The 15,549-nt window shown below is 69.6% G+C and carries 17 protein-coding genes; 13 read left to right on the top strand and 4 right to left on the bottom strand.

What is annotated here, in order from left to right; translation table 11 throughout:
• The first annotated feature begins 29 nt into the window (after nucleotides 1-29).
• The 4 genes from OO71_RS16255 to OO71_RS16240 all read left to right on the top strand — a co-directional run bounded on the left by OO71_RS16255 (nucleotide 30) and on the right by OO71_RS16240 (nucleotide 3,319).
• Nucleotides 30-635, top strand: coding sequence for a ClpP family protease (locus OO71_RS16255; protein WP_033290603.1), 606 nt, complete (start codon nucleotides 30-32; stop codon nucleotides 633-635).
• Between the two features lie 24 nt (nucleotides 636-659).
• Complete coding sequence (locus OO71_RS16250) at nucleotides 660-1,313, top strand: ATP-dependent Clp protease proteolytic subunit (protein WP_033290602.1); 654 nt, start codon at nucleotides 660-662, stop codon at nucleotides 1,311-1,313.
• 222 nt (nucleotides 1,314-1,535) lie between these two features.
• Nucleotides 1,536-2,831: an ATP-dependent Clp protease ATP-binding subunit ClpX gene (gene clpX / locus OO71_RS16245; RefSeq protein WP_033290601.1), complete on the top strand. Its 1,296-nt coding sequence runs from the start codon at nucleotides 1,536-1,538 to the stop codon at nucleotides 2,829-2,831.
• An 83-nt stretch (nucleotides 2,832-2,914) separates the two neighbouring features.
• Nucleotides 2,915-3,319, top strand: coding sequence for a hypothetical protein (locus OO71_RS16240; protein ID WP_033290820.1), 405 nt, complete (start codon nucleotides 2,915-2,917; stop codon nucleotides 3,317-3,319).
• 233 nt (nucleotides 3,320-3,552) lie between these two features.
• Here the strand turns inward: OO71_RS16240 and OO71_RS16235 are convergent, their stop codons facing one another.
• Both OO71_RS16235 and OO71_RS16230 read right to left on the bottom strand, forming a co-directional pair.
• The gene (locus OO71_RS16235) at nucleotides 3,553-4,464 is read right to left on the bottom strand and encodes an alpha/beta hydrolase (RefSeq protein ID WP_245633683.1); all 912 of its coding nucleotides are present in this window, start codon (nucleotides 4,462-4,464) and stop codon (nucleotides 3,553-3,555) included.
• A 65-nt stretch (nucleotides 4,465-4,529) separates the two neighbouring features.
• Entirely contained in the window at nucleotides 4,530-5,186 is a 657-nt protein-coding gene (locus tag OO71_RS16230) for a TetR/AcrR family transcriptional regulator (RefSeq protein ID WP_033290599.1), read from the bottom strand.
• Between the two features lie 60 nt (nucleotides 5,187-5,246).
• Between OO71_RS16230 and OO71_RS16225 the strand changes: the two genes are divergently transcribed.
• Entirely contained in the window at nucleotides 5,247-6,566 is a 1,320-nt protein-coding gene (locus OO71_RS16225; RefSeq protein WP_033290598.1) for a carotenoid oxygenase family protein, read from the top strand.
• Here the strand turns inward: OO71_RS16225 and fdhD are convergent, their stop codons facing one another.
• Nucleotides 6,567-7,391, bottom strand: coding sequence for a formate dehydrogenase accessory sulfurtransferase FdhD (gene fdhD / locus OO71_RS16220; protein WP_033290597.1), 825 nt, complete (start codon nucleotides 7,389-7,391; stop codon nucleotides 6,567-6,569).
• A 113-nt stretch (nucleotides 7,392-7,504) separates the two neighbouring features.
• Here fdhD and OO71_RS16215 point away from each other — a divergent pair, with 113 nt between their 5' ends.
• The 4 genes from OO71_RS16215 to OO71_RS16205 are packed head-to-tail and all read left to right on the top strand — an operon-like array spanning nucleotide 7,505 to nucleotide 10,769.
• Nucleotides 7,505-8,860 (top strand): L-lactate MFS transporter, encoded by a 1,356-nt coding sequence (locus tag OO71_RS16215; RefSeq protein ID WP_033290596.1) that lies wholly within the window; start codon nucleotides 7,505-7,507, stop codon nucleotides 8,858-8,860.
• Complete coding sequence (locus OO71_RS53335) at nucleotides 8,860-8,970, top strand: MFS transporter small subunit (protein ID WP_425388679.1); 111 nt, start codon at nucleotides 8,860-8,862, stop codon at nucleotides 8,968-8,970. The genes OO71_RS16215 and OO71_RS53335 overlap by 1 nt, the downstream gene beginning before the upstream one ends.
• A 39-nt stretch (nucleotides 8,971-9,009) precedes the next feature.
• A complete protein-coding gene (locus OO71_RS16210) occupies nucleotides 9,010-9,552 on the top strand; it encodes an ArsR/SmtB family transcription factor (protein WP_033290595.1) in 543 nt (180 codons plus the stop codon).
• Complete coding sequence (locus OO71_RS16205; RefSeq protein WP_211260534.1) at nucleotides 9,549-10,769, top strand: MFS transporter; 1,221 nt, start codon at nucleotides 9,549-9,551, stop codon at nucleotides 10,767-10,769. Before OO71_RS16210 ends, OO71_RS16205 begins: the two co-directional genes overlap by 4 nt.
• On the opposite strand, the gene OO71_RS16200 is transcribed toward OO71_RS16205, so the two are convergent.
• Nucleotides 10,753-11,424, bottom strand: coding sequence for a GntR family transcriptional regulator (locus OO71_RS16200; RefSeq protein WP_033290594.1), 672 nt, complete (start codon nucleotides 11,422-11,424; stop codon nucleotides 10,753-10,755). The two genes, OO71_RS16205 and OO71_RS16200, sit on opposite strands and share 17 nt — an antisense overlap.
• 71 nt (nucleotides 11,425-11,495) lie before the next feature.
• Here OO71_RS16200 and OO71_RS16195 point away from each other — a divergent pair, with 71 nt between their 5' ends.
• The 4 genes from OO71_RS16195 (at nucleotide 11,496) to OO71_RS16180 (ending at nucleotide 15,411) form a co-directional block, all read left to right on the top strand.
• A complete protein-coding gene (locus OO71_RS16195; RefSeq protein WP_033290593.1) occupies nucleotides 11,496-11,918 on the top strand; it encodes a VOC family protein in 423 nt (140 codons plus the stop codon).
• Nucleotides 11,915-12,658 carry an SDR family NAD(P)-dependent oxidoreductase gene (locus OO71_RS16190; protein WP_033290592.1) on the top strand — a complete coding sequence of 248 codons (744 nt, stop codon included), beginning with the start codon at nucleotides 11,915-11,917 and terminating at the stop codon, nucleotides 12,656-12,658. The genes OO71_RS16195 and OO71_RS16190 overlap by 4 nt, the downstream gene beginning before the upstream one ends.
• Nucleotides 12,659-12,714: 56 nt before the next feature.
• Nucleotides 12,715-14,115, top strand: a complete 1,401-nt coding sequence (locus tag OO71_RS16185) for an LCP family protein (RefSeq protein ID WP_033290591.1) — start codon at nucleotides 12,715-12,717, stop codon at nucleotides 14,113-14,115.
• 123 nt (nucleotides 14,116-14,238) lie between these two features.
• Nucleotides 14,239-15,411: an LLM class flavin-dependent oxidoreductase gene (locus OO71_RS16180; RefSeq protein ID WP_033290590.1), complete on the top strand. Its 1,173-nt coding sequence runs from the start codon at nucleotides 14,239-14,241 to the stop codon at nucleotides 15,409-15,411.
• Nucleotides 15,412-15,549 lie beyond the last annotated feature (138 nt).

The following is a 15,549-nucleotide window of genomic DNA, read 5'->3' as shown; positions in this document are numbered from 1 at the left end:
ATCCGCCGCCGGTGAAAAGGCAGGCACACGTGAAGCAGCACATGCCCGAGGGGCGCACCGGCACCGCGGGGCTCAACCTCACCGACTCGGTGTTCGAGCGGTTGCTCCAGGAGCGGATCGTCGTACTCGGCTCCGAGGTCAACGACGAGGTCGCCAACCGGCTCACCGCGCAGCTCCTCCTGCTCGACGCGGACGACTCCGAGTCCGACATCCGGTTCTACATCAACTCGCCGGGTGGCTCGGTCACCGCCGGGTTCGCCATCTACGACACGATGCAGCTCATCAAGCCCGACGTGGCCACCTACGCGATGGGCATGGCGGCGTCGATGGGGCAGTTCCTGCTCTCGTCGGGCACCCCCGGCAAGCGCTACGCGCTCCCGCACGCACGCATCCTCATGCACCAGCCGTCCGCGGGGGTCGGCGGCACCGCGTCCGACATCGCCATCCAGGCCGACCTGTTCAACAAGTGGAAGCAGGAGCTCGCGAAGATCACCGCGGAGCAGACCGGGCAGACCACCGAGCAGATCATCGCCGACGGCGACCGCGACCGCTGGTTCACCGCGCAGGAGGCGAAGGACTACGGCTTCGTCGACCACGTCCTGACCCGCGACAGTGGCCTGAACTCCAGTAACTGAGCCCGAAGCACACAGGAGAGCATCATGAGCAACTTCCGGCTCCCGGGTGACTTCCGGGCCCCGCAAACCCCCCAGTCGCGGTACATCCTTCCCTCGTACGTCGAGCGCACCAGCTACGGCGTGAAGGAGTCCAACCCGTACAACAAGCTGTACGAGGAGCGGACGATCTTCCTCGGCGTGCAGGTGGACGACGCGTCGGCCAACGACGTGATGGCCCAGCTGCTGCACCTCGAGCACGAGGACCCGGACCGCGACATCAGCATCTACATCAACTCCCCCGGCGGGTCGTTCACGTCGCTGATGGCGATCTACGACACGATGCAGTACATCCGCCCGGACATCTCCACCGTGTGCCTCGGCCAGGCCGCCTCGGCCGCCGCGGTGCTGCTGGCGGCGGGCACGCCGGGCAAGCGCATGGCGCTGCCGAACGCGCGCGTGCTCATCCACCAGCCGGCCACCGAGGGTACCTACGGGCAGGTCTCGGACCTGGAGATCCAGGCCAACGAGATCCAGCGCGTGCGCCGCCAGATGGAGGTCATCCTGGCCAAGCACACGAACAAGGAGCCCGACCAGATCAAGGCCGACATCGAGCGGGACAAGATCCTCACCGCCGACGAGGCCAAGGCCTACGGCCTGATCGACGAGGTCCTCCCGTACCGGAAGGCCTCGGCGAACTGACGGCGACGGGCCGGTGCGCGCCGAATCCGCGACGCGCCCCGGCCCCCTGGTCTAACCTCGGGCATCGACGTGCCCGGAACGGGCCGGGTGCTCCCGCTCGCGGCATCGGGCGGGTACCGTCAGTGGCAATGCGTGTGTCGGCCCAGGGCTTGCCCGGCAGGACCGGGGCCGCGAGAGAGTGCAGGTGCGCCCCGCGCACCGGAGGGGACGAGGTCAACGGCCATGGCACGGATCGGTGACGGCGGCGACCTGCTGAAGTGTTCTTTCTGCGGCAAGAGCCAGAAGCAGGTGAAGAAGCTCATTGCCGGCCCCGGGGTCTACATCTGCGATGAGTGCATCGATCTCTGCAACGAGATCATCGAGGAGGAGCTGGCCGAGGCAGGCGAGGTCAAGCTCGACGAGCTGCCCAAGCCCGCCGACATCCACGAGTTCCTCGAGCAGTACATCATCGGCCAGGACGAGGCCAAGAAAACCCTCGCCGTCGCGGTGTACAACCACTACAAGCGCATCCAGGCCGACGACAAGTCCGGGCCCAAGGACTCCAAGGACGAGCCGGTCGAGCTCGCGAAGTCCAACATCCTGATGCTCGGCCCCACCGGCTGCGGCAAGACCTACCTCGCGCAGACCCTCGCCAAGCTGCTCAACGTCCCGTTCGCGATCGCGGACGCCACGGCCCTCACCGAGGCCGGGTACGTCGGCGAGGACGTCGAGAACATCCTGCTCAAGCTCATCCAGGCGGCCGACTACGACGTCAAGCGCGCCGAGACGGGCATCATCTACATCGACGAGGTCGACAAGATCGCCCGCAAGAGCGAGAACCCGTCGATCACCCGCGACGTGTCCGGCGAGGGCGTGCAGCAGGCGCTGCTGAAGATCCTGGAGGGCACCACCGCGTCGGTACCGCCCCAGGGCGGGCGCAAGCATCCGCACCAGGAGTTCATCCAGATCGACACCACGAACGTGCTCTTCATCGTCGCGGGTGCGTTCGCCGGGCTGGAGAAGATCATCAACGAGCGGGTCGGCAAGCGCGGCCTCGGCTTCGGCGCGGAGATCCGCACCAAGGCCGAGATCGAGGGCAGCGACGTGTTCTCCGAGACGATGCCCGAGGACCTGATCAAGTTCGGCCTGATCCCGGAGTTCATCGGGCGGCTCCCGGTGGTCGCCACGGTGAACCACCTCGACAAGGAGTCGCTCGTCTCCATCCTGACGCAGCCGCGCAACGCGCTGGTGAAGCAGTACAAGAAGCTCTTCGAGATGGACAACGTCGAGCTGGAGTTCACCAAGACCGCGCTCGAGGCCATCGCCGACCAGGCCGTCCTGCGCGGCACCGGCGCCCGCGGCCTGCGCGCGATCATGGAAGAAGTCCTCCAGCCGGTGATGTACGACATCCCGAGCCGCGACGACGTCGCCAAGGTCGTGATCACCGAGCAGACCGTCCGCGAGAACGTCAACCCCACGATCGTGGCCCGGCAGCCGTCGCGCCGGACCCGCAGCGAGCGCGGCGAGAAGTCGGCCTGACCGGGCGCCGTTCGCGCGGCGCGGGGCAGGCTTAGCAGGAGTCGGCTGCGAGGGCGTCCGCGGCAGGCGCGATAATGGACAGGATGACAACCGTGCCGCTGACCGCACCCCCGGGGGACGAGACTGCCGACCCCGGCGAAGCGGTCCCTGCCGAACCTGCCGCGGAGCCCGCGCCGCCGGTCGGCATCCTGGAGCTGAGCGAACGAGTGGTCGCGTCGGTACTGACGCGGTTCCCGTGGATCTTCCGCGCGTCGGAGATCCTGCTGGCGGTGTGCACGCTGGTGTGCTTGGTCGCGGTCGGTACCCGGCTGTCGGCGTTGCCGCTGACCCCGATCCCGCTTTTCGTGGTGGCGTGGCTCTTCCTGCGCCGCCTCCGCGCCGCCGAGACCCGGGCCCGCCAGCTGCGCTGGTCGGTGCTCACGGCACTGGCCGCGATGGTCGGCTTCTGGCTCATCTCGGTGATGGGGCGCTGGCTCTCCGTCTCCTGAGCCGCTCCACTGTGGACGGTGTCACGCCTTGGGCAGCGCGTGCTTTCCGAGGAAATCGACCATGTTCGGCACGAGTGCGCTCCTGGGGGAGGCCACCGCCAGCCGGGGGTGAAGGTGACCCCTGCCGAGCCGATTGGGCGAGCGGCCGCTGGTGATCTCGACCCGGCTTTCGTGGTGACGTAGTCGTTCCTGCGCGCGGGCCCCCGGGCTCGGGCGATGCGCCGCGTGCCGTGTCACGCCTTGGGCAGCGCGTGCTTTCCCAGAAAGCCCACCATGCTCGGCACCACCGTGCGGAAGAACGTGTCGCTGTGCTTCCCGTGTGCGGTGTACCCGATCGCCGGGTGGGCTTCGGCGATGTAGCGGCGGACGCCGGTGATGAAGTTGTCCTCGGTGCCGCAGTACAGCGCCGTCGGGATGCCTTGCAGTGCATCGAGATGGCGGAGCGGGTCCAGGGACGTCCAGTCCGTCTGGCCGGTGAAGATGCGGCGCTTCGCCATGTCCGGCCACGACGTGAGCAGCGCCGGGGCGATCGCGGCGATCGCGGCCGGGGACTGACGGCGTTCGGCTCGGCGGCGGGCGTACACGAGCGTTCCGAAGCCGCCCATCGACACTCCGGCGCACGCGAAGGGCAGGCCGTCCGGGTCGCCGAAACCGCGGGCCTTCAGCCACTGCGGGACTTCCTCCAGCAGCATCGCCATCGGGTCGTCGCCGGGGCGGACCTGGTGCCAGTAGTTGTCGCCGCCATCCACCGCGACGTAGCCGTACGCGGGCACTGCCTTGCGTGCCACGTCGCTGCCGAGCTGTTTCAGCAATCCGCTCGGCGCGGCGCTGCGGGCGTTGCCGTGGAGGCCGTGCAGCATCAGCGACATCGGCAGGCCGCGCGGCGGCTTCTTGCTGGGCAGCAGGAAAACCAGGTCGACCTCGCGTCCGCGCGCGGCCGAGTACACGCGCTCCACGCGCATGCTGCCGAGCTGCGTGACCGGAGTGGACGACGCGACGCCCGCGGCTCGCTGCAATGCCTGGTTGAACGGGATGACCCCGGTCGCGGAGCCGGCCGCGAGCCCGGCGACGCCGAGGCCCGAGGCACCCGCGATCAGCAAAGACCGGCGGCTCACTCGCCGCCGGCCGCCGGTTGGCCCGTTCACCTGGCTTCCCTCACCCACACAGCCTAAGACGTGCGGGAACGTTGAAAAGTTGCCTGGAAAGATCTTCACTCGGTCGTTGTGACGCGTGCCTCGCCGGCGGAGGCGCGCGCGGCGGCAGGCGAGTCGCCGAGGCCGACGACCAGCGTGATGGCGAGCGGCGTCAGTACGTCCGCCACGGCGTGGTCACCGGGCCCGAAATGGCCGTTGAGCTCGAGGGTCACGAACCCGTGCACGGCGCTCCACACCTGCGCCGCGGCGGAGAGCGCGTCGCCGGTGATCCGCCCGGCCGCGACGGCCCGCTCGGTTGCGGCGAGGACCATCCGGAACGCGGCCGCCGCCTCGCTCCGGTCTTCCGACCGGATTGCGTCGGCGACGCTGCCCTTCTGTGCACCCACGTGCCGGAACATGAGCGAGAACAGTTCCGGATGCGCTGCCGCGCTCTCCCGGTAGGCGAGCGCCATGGACAGCAGGTCGGCCACCGGGTCGGCGGTGCGCTCGATCCGGTCGATGCACGCACTCAGCCGGCGAAATCCTTCCTGGGCAACGGCATCGGTGAGCGCGGCCATCCCGCCGAAGTGCGTGTACACGGCCATGGTGGACGCCCCGACCTCGGCCGCCAGCTTGCGGGCCTGGAGTGCGTCGGGCCCGCCTTCGGCGAGCAGCCGGATCGCCGCCGTCACCAGCTGTGCCCGCACCTCGTTGCCCCGCGTTGTCCCGCTCATGCTTGCCAGTATCGCATAACCCTGTTATACCAGGACTCATAACCATGTTATGGAGGAGTCATGGCCAACCCGTACCTGGAGAGCAACGTCGCGCCGATCGAACGCGAGTACACGAGCACCCGGCTGGAGGTGACCGGGGAGCTGCCCGGGTACCTCGACGGCCGGTACCTGCGCAACGGGCCGAACCCGCTGGAGCCGGACCCGGAGAAATACCACTGGTTCATGGGCGACGGCATGGTGCACGGCGTCCGGCTTCGCGACGGCCGGGCCGAGTGGTATCGCAACCGCTGGATCCGCACCCCGTACGTCGCCGGGATGCTGGGCGAAGGCCCCCGGGTGCCCCGCACCATGGTCGGCGCCAACACCCACGTGATCGAGCACGCCGGGCGCACGCTCGCGCTCGTCGAAGGCGGGATGCCGCAGTGGGAGCTGACCGAGGAGCTCGACACGGTGGGCCTGTGCGACTTCGACGGCACGTTGCCCGGCGGCGGGTACACCGCGCACCCGAAGCGGGACCCGAAGACCGGGGAACTGCATGCCGTGTCGGTCAACCCTGGTTTCGGGAACAAGGTGCAGTACAGCGTCGTCGGCGCCGACGGCCGGGTCCGGCGGCTCGAGGACATCGAGGTGACCGGGCAGCCGATCATGCACGAGCTGTCGCTCACCGAACGGTATGTGGTGTTCTACGACCTGCCGGTGAATCTGGTCATCCGCAGCGACTTCACCCTGGATTCCATGCCCGCCGAGTGGAATCCGGACTACCCGCCGCGGGTCGGCGTGATGCCGCGCGAGGGCGGGAACAGCGACGTCCGGTGGTTCGACGTCGAGCCGTGCTTCGTGTACCACGCGCTGAACGCTTACGACGACGGCGATCGCGTCGTGCTCGACGTGGTGCGGCACGAGACGGTGCTCAACCGGAGCAAGATCGCTCCCGGCGACGGCGAGACGACGGTCGACCGGTGGACGATCGACCTCGTCGCGGGGAAGGTCGTCGAGGAGCGGCTCGACGACAACGGGCAGGAGCTCCCGCGGATCGACGAGCGGCGCGTGAGCCTCCCGCACCGCTACGGCTACACGACCGCCACCGACGCCGCCACTCTGCCGACCGGCAAGCTGTACAAGCACGACGTCGTCAACCGCTCGGTGCAGACGCATCGATTCGGCTCCGGCCGGGAGCCGGGGGAGTTCGTGTTCGTGCCGTCCGGAGTGGACGCGGCCGAGGACGACGGCGTGCTGATGGGCTTCGTGTACGACGCGACCGCGGCGCACAGCGACCTCGTGCTGCTCGACGCGGCGAGCCTCGAGACGGTCGCCGAGGTGCACCTGCCGGTCCGGGTGCCGCACGGGTTCCACGGCAGCTGGCTGCCGAAGCTGGCCTAGCTACGTCAGCAGGCGCTGGTCCCCGGTGTAGAGATTCATGCTGTCCCCGCGCAGGAAACCGATCAGCGTCATGCCGTTCTCCTCGGCCAGCTCCGCCGCGAGCGACGACGGCGCGGACACTGCGGCGAGCAGTCCGATCCCGGCCATCGCGGCCTTCTGCACCAGCTCGAACGAGGCGCGGCCGGAGACCAGCAGCCCCAGATCGGGAGCCGGGATCCGGCCCGCCTGCAGAGCCCAGCCGAGCACCTTGTCCACCGCGTTGTGCCGTCCGACGTCCTCGCGGACCGTCACCAGTTCACCGTCCGCGGTGAACAGTGCGGCGGCATGCAGGCCGCCGGTGGCGGAGAACACCTTTTGCTGTTCCCGCAACCGATCCGGCAGCCGGGAGAGGACCTCGGACTTCACCGTGAACGTCGAGTCCGCGGGGGAGAACCGGCTGCGCAGCTTCACCGCGTCGAGCGCGGCTTTGCCGCAGACCCCGCACGAGGAGGTGGTGTAGAAGTTGCGCTCGACGCCGGTGTCCGGCGGGGCGACCCCGTCGGCGAGCGTCACGTCGAGCACGTTGTAGGTGTTGCGGCCCTGGTCGTCGACGCCGTCGCAGTAGCGCGCCACGGCGATGTCCTCGCGCGAGCCCAGCACGCCTTCCGAGAGCAGGAAGCCGTGCGCGAGTTCGACGTCGTGCCCGGGCGTGCGCATGGTCACCGCGAGCGCCTTCCCGCCGACCCGCAGCTCCAGCGGTTCCTCGGCGGCCAGCGAGTCCGGACGGCGCCGCTCGCCGGCCGCGGAGATCCGCCGCACCGGCCGCCGTACCGTCACCCTGCCCATCGGTTCCCTCTTTCGTCGTCGGCCGGACCGGACATCCGACAATTCGATACTGCATCGGCGAGGATTTGGTAATACATTCCCAGCATCCCGTCCCGGTTGGGAGGAGTCCGCCGATGGCCGTCCCCGCTTTCCTCGCCCGTTCCCGTATCGTCGCACCGCCCGGCTGGACCCGCTGGCTCGTGCCGCCCGCTGCGCTGTCCATCCATCTCTCGATCGGCCAAGCCTACGCGTGGAGCGTTTTCAAGACGCCGCTGGAGAAGACCCTGCACCTGTCCGGCACCGAGTCCGGGCTGCCGTTCCAGCTCGGCATCGTGATGCTCGGGCTGTCCGCGGCGTTCGGCGGGACGCTGGTGGAGCGCAACGGCCCGCGCTGGGCGATGACCGTGGCCACGGTGTGTTTCTCCACCGGCTTCCTGCTGGCCGCGCTCGGCGTGGCGACCGGGCAGTTCTGGCTCGTGGTGGCCGGGTACGGCGGGGTCGGCGGGATCGGCCTCGGCATCGGGTACATCTCGCCGGTGTCGACGCTGATCAAATGGTTCCCGGACCGGCCGGGCATGGCCACCGGGATCGCGATCATGGGCTTCGGCGGCGGGGCGCTGATCGCGTCACCGTGGTCGTCGGCGATGCTCGGCAGTACTCCGACGACGGGCGACATTGCTGTCGCATTTCTCGTGCACGGGCTCGTGTACGCGGTGTTCATGACGATGGGCGTGCTGATCGTGCGCGTGCCCGCGGACGGCTGGCGTCCCGCTGGCTGGGAACCGACGGCCGGCGCGGTCAAACCGCTGGTGTCCACGGGGAACGTGTCCGCGGCGAATGCGCTCAAGACGCCGCAGTTCTGGTGCCTGTGGATCGTGTTGTGCCTCAATGTGACGGCGGGGATCGGGATCCTGGAAAAGGCGTCGCCGATGATCCGCGACTTCTTCGCCCACACTGCGACGCCGGTGAGCGTCCCGTCCGCGGCCGGGTTCGTCGCGCTGCTCTCGCTCACCAACATGCTCGGCCGGTTCGTGTGGTCGTCCACCTCGGACCTGGTGGGGCGCAAGAACATCTACCGGTTCTACCTCGGCGTCGGCGCACTGCTGTACCTGGTGATCGCGCTGACCACGAACTCGTCGAAACTCGTGTTCGTCCTGTGCGCGATGCTGATCCTTTCGTTCTACGGCGGCGGGTTCGCCACGCTTCCGGCGTATCTCAAGGATCTCTTCGGCACCTACCAGGTCGGCGCGATCCACGGCCGCCTGCTCACCGCGTGGTCCGCGGCGGGCGTGCTCGGGCCGCTGATCATCGACGGCATCGCCGACAGTGAGAAGGCGGCCGGCAAGGCCGGGCCGGACCTGTACGCGCTGTCGTTCTGGATCATGATCGGCCTGCTGGTGGTCGGGTTCGTCGCCAACGAATGCGTGCGCCCGGTCAAGGAGAAGTACCACGAACCGGTGGACCGGACTGCGGTCGGGAGTGAGGCGTGATGGGCGGCCGTACTGCCTTGCTGGTGATCGCGTGGCTGTGGGTGCTGGCGCCGTTCGCGTACGGGGTGGTCGAGCTGGTGCGGAAGGTGGTCGTCCTGTTCGGCGGGTGAGTGCTGGACAAATGGTCAAGAGTCGTTGACCATTGGAGCGTGACTGGGGAAGACGACGCGGGCTATGTCCCGCCGGAGGAAGCCGTCCACATCCGCACCACCGAGCAGCTGCGTGCGGTCAACAACCTCGTCCGGCACCGGGTGCTGGCCGTGCTGCGCGACGGGCCCGCGACGATCACGCAGATCGCCGACCGGCTCGACCTGGCGAAAGGCAGTTCGAGCTACCACGTGCGGGTGCTGGAGCGGGCCGGGCTCGTGCACGTGGTGCGCACGCGGCAGGTGCGCGGGGTGATCGAGCGGTACTACGCGCACGTCGCGCGGCGGATCGACCTGCCCGAGCCGGTCGGGGGAGAGCGGGATGTGCTGTTGCAGCACGCAGTCGCCGATCTTGCGACCGCGCCCGACGACGCGCCGCGGTACGTCCGGATGCAGCACACCCGGCTGGCCGACGCGCAGTTCGCGGAGTTCGAGCGCCGGCTGGGCGAACTGCTCGACGAGCTGCGGGACGCGCGGGACGCCGATGCCCCGGCGGCCACCGTCGCGGTCGCGTTCTTCCGGCCGGGGCCCGGAGCCGCCAGATGATGCCACGCGCGTTCCGTCGCTTGTGGTCAGCCGCCACGATCAGCTCCCTCGGTGATGGTGCGTACCAGGCGGCGTTGCCGTTGCTGGCCTTGCTGCTGGATCGCGACCCGATGGTGGTCAGCATGGTCACCGTGGCGATGCTCGCGCCGTTCCCGCTGGCCGGGTTGTTCGCCGGAGCCCTCGTGGACCGGTGGGACCGGCGCCGCACGATGTGGACCGCCGACATCATACGGGCGGCGCTGCTGGTCCTCACGGTGGCTGCGGGTGCGTTGGGCTGGCTCAGTATTCCGGTCCTGCTCGTGGTCGCGTTCCTGCTCGGCACCGGGCAGCTGTTCTTCGACACCGCCGCGCAGGCGTACCTGCCGGACCTCCTGACTCGCGACCAGACCTTGCTCCGCCGCGCCAACGGGTACCTGCGCGGGGCCTCGACCGCGGCAGGCCACTTCGCCGGACCGCCGGTCGGCAGCTTCCTTTTTTCGCTGGGGCGGACGCTTCCGTTCGGCGTGAACGCCCTGACGTACGTCGCCAGTGCCGTGTTGATCCGGACGTTGCCGCATGCACCGGTGCCCGCGCGCGAACCGGGTCGCTCGGTGTGGGCCGACGCGAAGGAGGGTTTCGCTTACGTGGTAAGGGATCGGCTGCTGCTCGGCCTGGCATTGCGGCCCGCGGTGGGCAATCTGGCGTACGGTGCGTGCGGGGCGGTGCTGGTGGTGTTCGCCCACGACGCCCTGGCGTTGGCGCCCGCCGGGTACGGATTCCTGCTGGCCGCGGAAGCCGTCGGCGGTTTGGCCGGCGCGATGGTGCTGGTCGGGCCGGTGGAGGACTGGCTGGGCACGGGCACCGCGCTCACCGTGACCGCAGTGGTGGAGGGCGGCGCAGTGCTGGCGTTCGGCCTCGCCCGCGACCCGTGGTTCGCCGGCGCGATGTTCGCGGTGTGCGGCTGCGGTATGGCGATGACGATGGTGCTGGGCAGCTCGCTGCGGCAGGTCGTGGTACCCGCGCGCTTGCTTGGCCGGGTGGTCGCGGCGTCCCGCCTGGTCAGCGCGTCGGCCTCCCCGGTGGGCGCCGCATTGGGGGGTTGGCTGGCCGCTACGGCGGGCGTGCGGGTGCCGTATGTGGCGGCGTCGGTGGTGCTGGTGCTGATGACCGTGGTGACGATGAGCATGACGAGCAACCGGCGGATCGAGGCTGCGTTGGCGGTCAGCGTAGTTCGGTGAGCAGGCTTTCCCGGGCTGTGTGGACGTGTTCCTCCGCTACCCGGCCCAGCCGGTCGCGGTCGCCTGCCCGGATCAGCTCGGCGAGTTCCCGGTGTTCGGCAACCACTCGGGCGCGGTAGTGCTCGTGGCCGAGTGAAACCCGTTGCAGTTGGAACAGGAACACTTGTGACCGCACGGCATGCCACGCTTCGGTCAGGCGGCCGTTGCCCGCCGCGGCGTACACGCGGTCGTGGAATGCGATGTCCAACGCCAGCAGTCGGGGGCCGTCCGCGTTCTCGAGGACCGCGGTGGCCAGGTCGGCGACCAACGCGTCGAGCTCGTCCAGATCCACTTGTGTTGCGGTGGTGCGCGCGGTGATCGCGGCGAGGCGGTCCAGGGCGGCGCGGACGGAGTAGACCTCGTCGACGTCCTCGGCTGTCACGTCGACCACCGTGGTCGGCCGGTGCCAGCCGCCTCGGATGAGGCCTTCTCGGGCGAGCACGGCCAGGCCCTCGCGTACCGAGCCGCGGCTGACCTCGAGCGACGCCGCCAGTTCGACCTCGCGCAGCGGCGCGCCGGGCCGGAAGTGGCCGGCGAAGATCGCGTCGCGTACTCGGTCCGCGGCCTCGTCGGCGAGCCCGCGGCGGGCCGCCTTCCTCAGCGGGGTGACTTCCACCGGCTAATGTTGACATTTGGACATCGGGCAGTCAACGTGGGGTTTCCGGTCCCCGAGCTGCAGGAGTGTCCATGGCTGTCCGGCCTGCCTTCCACCTGGCGATTCCGGTCGACGATCTGTCCCGCGCCCGTGCGTTCTACGGCGGCGTGCTCGGCCTGCCGGAAGGGCGGTCGGCGGACGCGTGGGTCGATTGGGACTTCCACGGTCACCAGGTCGTCACGCACGTCGTCGCGGGTGCTCGCGCGGAGGCGGGCCGCAACCCGGTCGACGGGCACGACGTGCCGGTGCCGCATTTCGGGCTGGTCCTCGACGTCGACGGGTTCCACGAGCTGGCCGGGCGGCTGCGCGCCGCAGGCACGGAGTTCGTCATCGAGCCCTACCGGCGGTTCCCCGGTGAGCCGGGGGAGCAGTGGACCATGTTCCTGCACGATCCGGCCGGGAATGCGCTGGAGTTCAAGGCATTTCGCGACGAGACGCAGTTGTTCGCGAAATGAACGTCCTCGTCACGGGTGCCTCGCGCGGGATCGGCCGCGCCATCGCGGTCGCCTTCGCCACCCGGGGTGACCGGATCGCCGTCCACTGTGGATCCAACCGCGAGGCGGCGCGCGAGACGCTGGAGGCGCTGCCCGGGTCGGGGCACGTGCTCGTGTCCGGCGATCTCGGCAACCCCGAAGCGGCGCAATGGATTGCCGACGTCGCCGAGGAGCAGCTCGGCGGTGTCGACGTGCTGGTGAACAACGCCGCGATCGGCACCACGCCGGAAACGCGGACGCCGCTGGCCGAAGTGTCCTATGCGGACTGGCAGCAGGTGTGGCGGCGCACGCTCGACGTGAACCTCCTCGGCGCGGCCAACGTCGCCTTCCATGTCGCCCGCCACCTCATCGCCCGCGGCGCGCCCGGCCGGATCGTGAACGTCGGGTCGCGCGGGGCGTTTCGCGGCGAGCCCGAGTACCCGGCGTACGGCGCTAGCAAGGCCGCGCTCCACGCGCTCGGCCAGTCGCTCGCGGTCGAACTGGCGCCGCACGGCATCTCGGTCACCTCGGTCGCGCCGGGGTTCACCGCCACCGAGCGCGTGGCAGGCCGGGTCACCGACGAGGTCCGGCGGCAGAGCCCGTTCGGCCGGGTCGCCGAGCCGGAGGAAATCGCCGAGGCCGTGGTGTTCCTGGCTTCGGCGGAGGCGACCTGGACGTCCGGCGCGATCCTCGACGTGAACGGCGCGTCCTACCTCCGCTGAACTGTGATCTGGACCACTCGTGCAGCAGGCCGGGGTGCCCGGACGTCCAGAGGGGCGTGCGGATTGCAGGGAAAGTCGTCGTGGCCGCGCTCGCGCTGGTCGTGTTCGCCGGAACGGCTTACGGGTACTCGACGCTGAGCGCGCTCGACGACGTCACGCGCAGCAACGTGATCGGGGCCGGCTCCGGTCCGGGCGAACAACCGGCCGACGGCGCGGTCGACATCCTGCTCGTCGGCCGCGACTCCCGCACCGATGCGCAAGGCAATCCGCTGCCCCAGGACGTGCTCGACGAACTGCGGGCGGGAGCCAACGGCGACGACCTCACCGACACGCTGATCGTGCTGCGGATTCCGAACGGGCAGCAGGAGGTGAAGGGGTTTTCCGTCCCGCGTGACGCGTATGTGTCCCTGCCGGGCGGGAAGACCAAGATCAACGCCGCGTTCGGGCAGGCGAAAGCGGCGGAGGCGCAGAAGCTGCGTACGAGTGGCGAGACCGGCAAGAACAAGATCGAACAGGACTCGCTGACCGCCGGACGGCGCGCGACCCGGCAGGCGGTCGAGGACCTCACCGGCGTCACCATCGATCACTACGCCGAGGTGAACCTGCTGAGCTTCTACGAGATCAGCAAGGCCGTCGGCGGCGTCGAGGTGTGCTTGAACCACGCCACGAGCGACCCGGATTCCGGCGCGGACTTCGAGGCCGGGAAACAGAAGATCTCCGGCGGCGACGCGCTCGCGTTCGTCCGGCAGCGCAAGAACCTGCCCCGCAGCGACCTCGACCGGGTGCGCCGCCAGCAGGTCTTCCTCGCCGCGCTGGCGCACCAGGTGCTGTCCGCGGGTACGCTCGCCGACCCGGGCAAGCTGAGCGATCTCATTGCGGCGGTGAAGAAATCCGTGGTCCTGGACCAGTCGTGGGACCTGCTCGACTTCGTCGGGCGGATGCGTGGAGTGTCCGGCGGCGGGATCGAGTTCGCCACGATCCCGGTGCTGGACCCGGACTATCGCTACGACCCGGCCGACCGCCGCAAGACCGCGGTACGCGTGGATCCCGCGCAGGTCAAGGCTTTCGCCGCCGAGCTGATCGGCGCGCCCGCGAAAGCCGCCGGGAAGGCCACAGTGGACGTCTCGAACGCGGGTGGCGTTTCCGGGCTCGCGTCCCGGGTGGCGGACACGTTGAAGGGCAAGGGGTTCACCCCGGGTGCCACCGGCAATGCAGCCCCGCAGCGGACCTCGGTGGTGCGGTACCCGGCCGCGCTGGCCGCGGAAGGCGCCGCGGTGGCGAAGGAGCTGGGCGGACTGTCCACTGTGGAGTCCGCAGACGTTCCCGCCGGGCACATCCAGGTGGTGCTCGGCAAGGTCTACGCCGGACCCGGGGTGTCCGGCGGCGGCTCGGCGGCCGGGACCGTGCTGCGCGCCGACCAGCCGGTGACCTCGGCGGGCGACAACTGCGTCGACTGAGTGACGGCCATCCGGGGGTGTTCATTTTCCGCACACCCCGGCTCGGGCGACGGCGGCCATACTGGGTCCTGACCAGGCAGTGCGGCCGGTCCCGGCCGCCGACCCGCGATCGTTGGAGTTGCTGTGAGCCGTCTGCGTTTCGGCGCCTTCCTGGCGCCCTTCCACAAGCCAGGGCAGAATCCGGCGCTGGCCCTGCAGCGTGACCTCGAGCTGATCGAGCATCTCGACCGGCTGGGGTACGACGAAGCGTGGCTCGGGGAGCACCACTCCGCCGGGTCCGAGATCATCGCCTCGCCGGAGATCTTCATCGCCGCGGCGGCCGAGCGCACCCGGCAGATCAAGCTGGGTACCGGCGTCACGTCGATCGCGTACCACAACCCGCTGTGGGTGGCCGACCGGATGGTGATGCTGGACCACCTCACCCGCGGCCGCGCGATGCTGGGGTGCGGGCCGGGTTCGCTGCCCACCGACTCGTCGATGATCGGGCTGAGCCCCACCGACACCCGTGAGCTGCTGGAAGAAAACCTCGACATCATCATGCGGCTGCTGCGCGGCGAGTCCGTCACCCGGCAGACGAAGACGCACCACCTCGTCGACGCCCAGCTGCAGCTGCGCCCGTACACCGATCCGTGCTTCGACGTGGCCGTGGCGGCCGTGGCGTCGCCCACCGGACCGCGGATGGCCGGTCAGCACGGCGTCGGACTGCTGTCGATCGGCGCGACGCTGACTCAGGACGGGTTCGACGCGCTTGCACACCACTGGAACGTCGTCGAGGAACGCGCGCAGCACTACGGGCAGCCGGTGCCGGACCGCAGCAAATGGCGGCTGGTCGGGCTGATGCATGTCGCAGAGACCAAGGAACAGGCGTACCGCGACGTCGAATACGGCATTGAGCACTGGTTCACGTACTTCCAGAAGGTCGCCGCGTTCCCCCAGATGGCGGTATGCGACAGCGCCGACGTGAAGGGCATGATCGACTTCATCAACGAGGCCGGGATCGGCGCCATCGGCACGGTCGAGGACGCGCGGGCGCAGGTCCAGCGCCTCGTCGACCAGTCGGGCGGCTTCGGTTCCTTCCTCTTACTCGGCCACGAATGGGCCAATCCCGAGGCGACGAAACGCTCGTACGAGCTGCTGTCGCAATGGGTTTTCCCGCAGTTCCAAGGGCAGGCCGACAGCACTGTCGCGGCGAAGGACCGGGCGCGGCAGTCCCGTCCGGCGCACGCGCAGAGCCAGCTCGACGCCGTCGCGACGATGACCCAGCGTTACGAGGAGGAGAAAGCCAGCTCCCGCTGAGCGCGGCCGTCGGGAAGACTGGGGACTGCCGGCGATCCGTGGGAACAGTTCCAGTCCGGCGCCGAGCCGAGCGACCTGCGCGAGGAGGTCCTCACCTCGTGGCGGCGTCGACCCGGAGTACGTCGACGTCGCCTTCCA

Origin of the sequence: Amycolatopsis jejuensis, from assembly GCF_000717335.1 — a bacterium.
Lineage (GTDB): Bacteria > Actinomycetota > Actinomycetes > Mycobacteriales > Pseudonocardiaceae > Amycolatopsis > Amycolatopsis jejuensis.
Note: the sequence above shows the minus strand (reverse complement) of the source record. Positions and strands in the feature narration are given on the sequence as shown.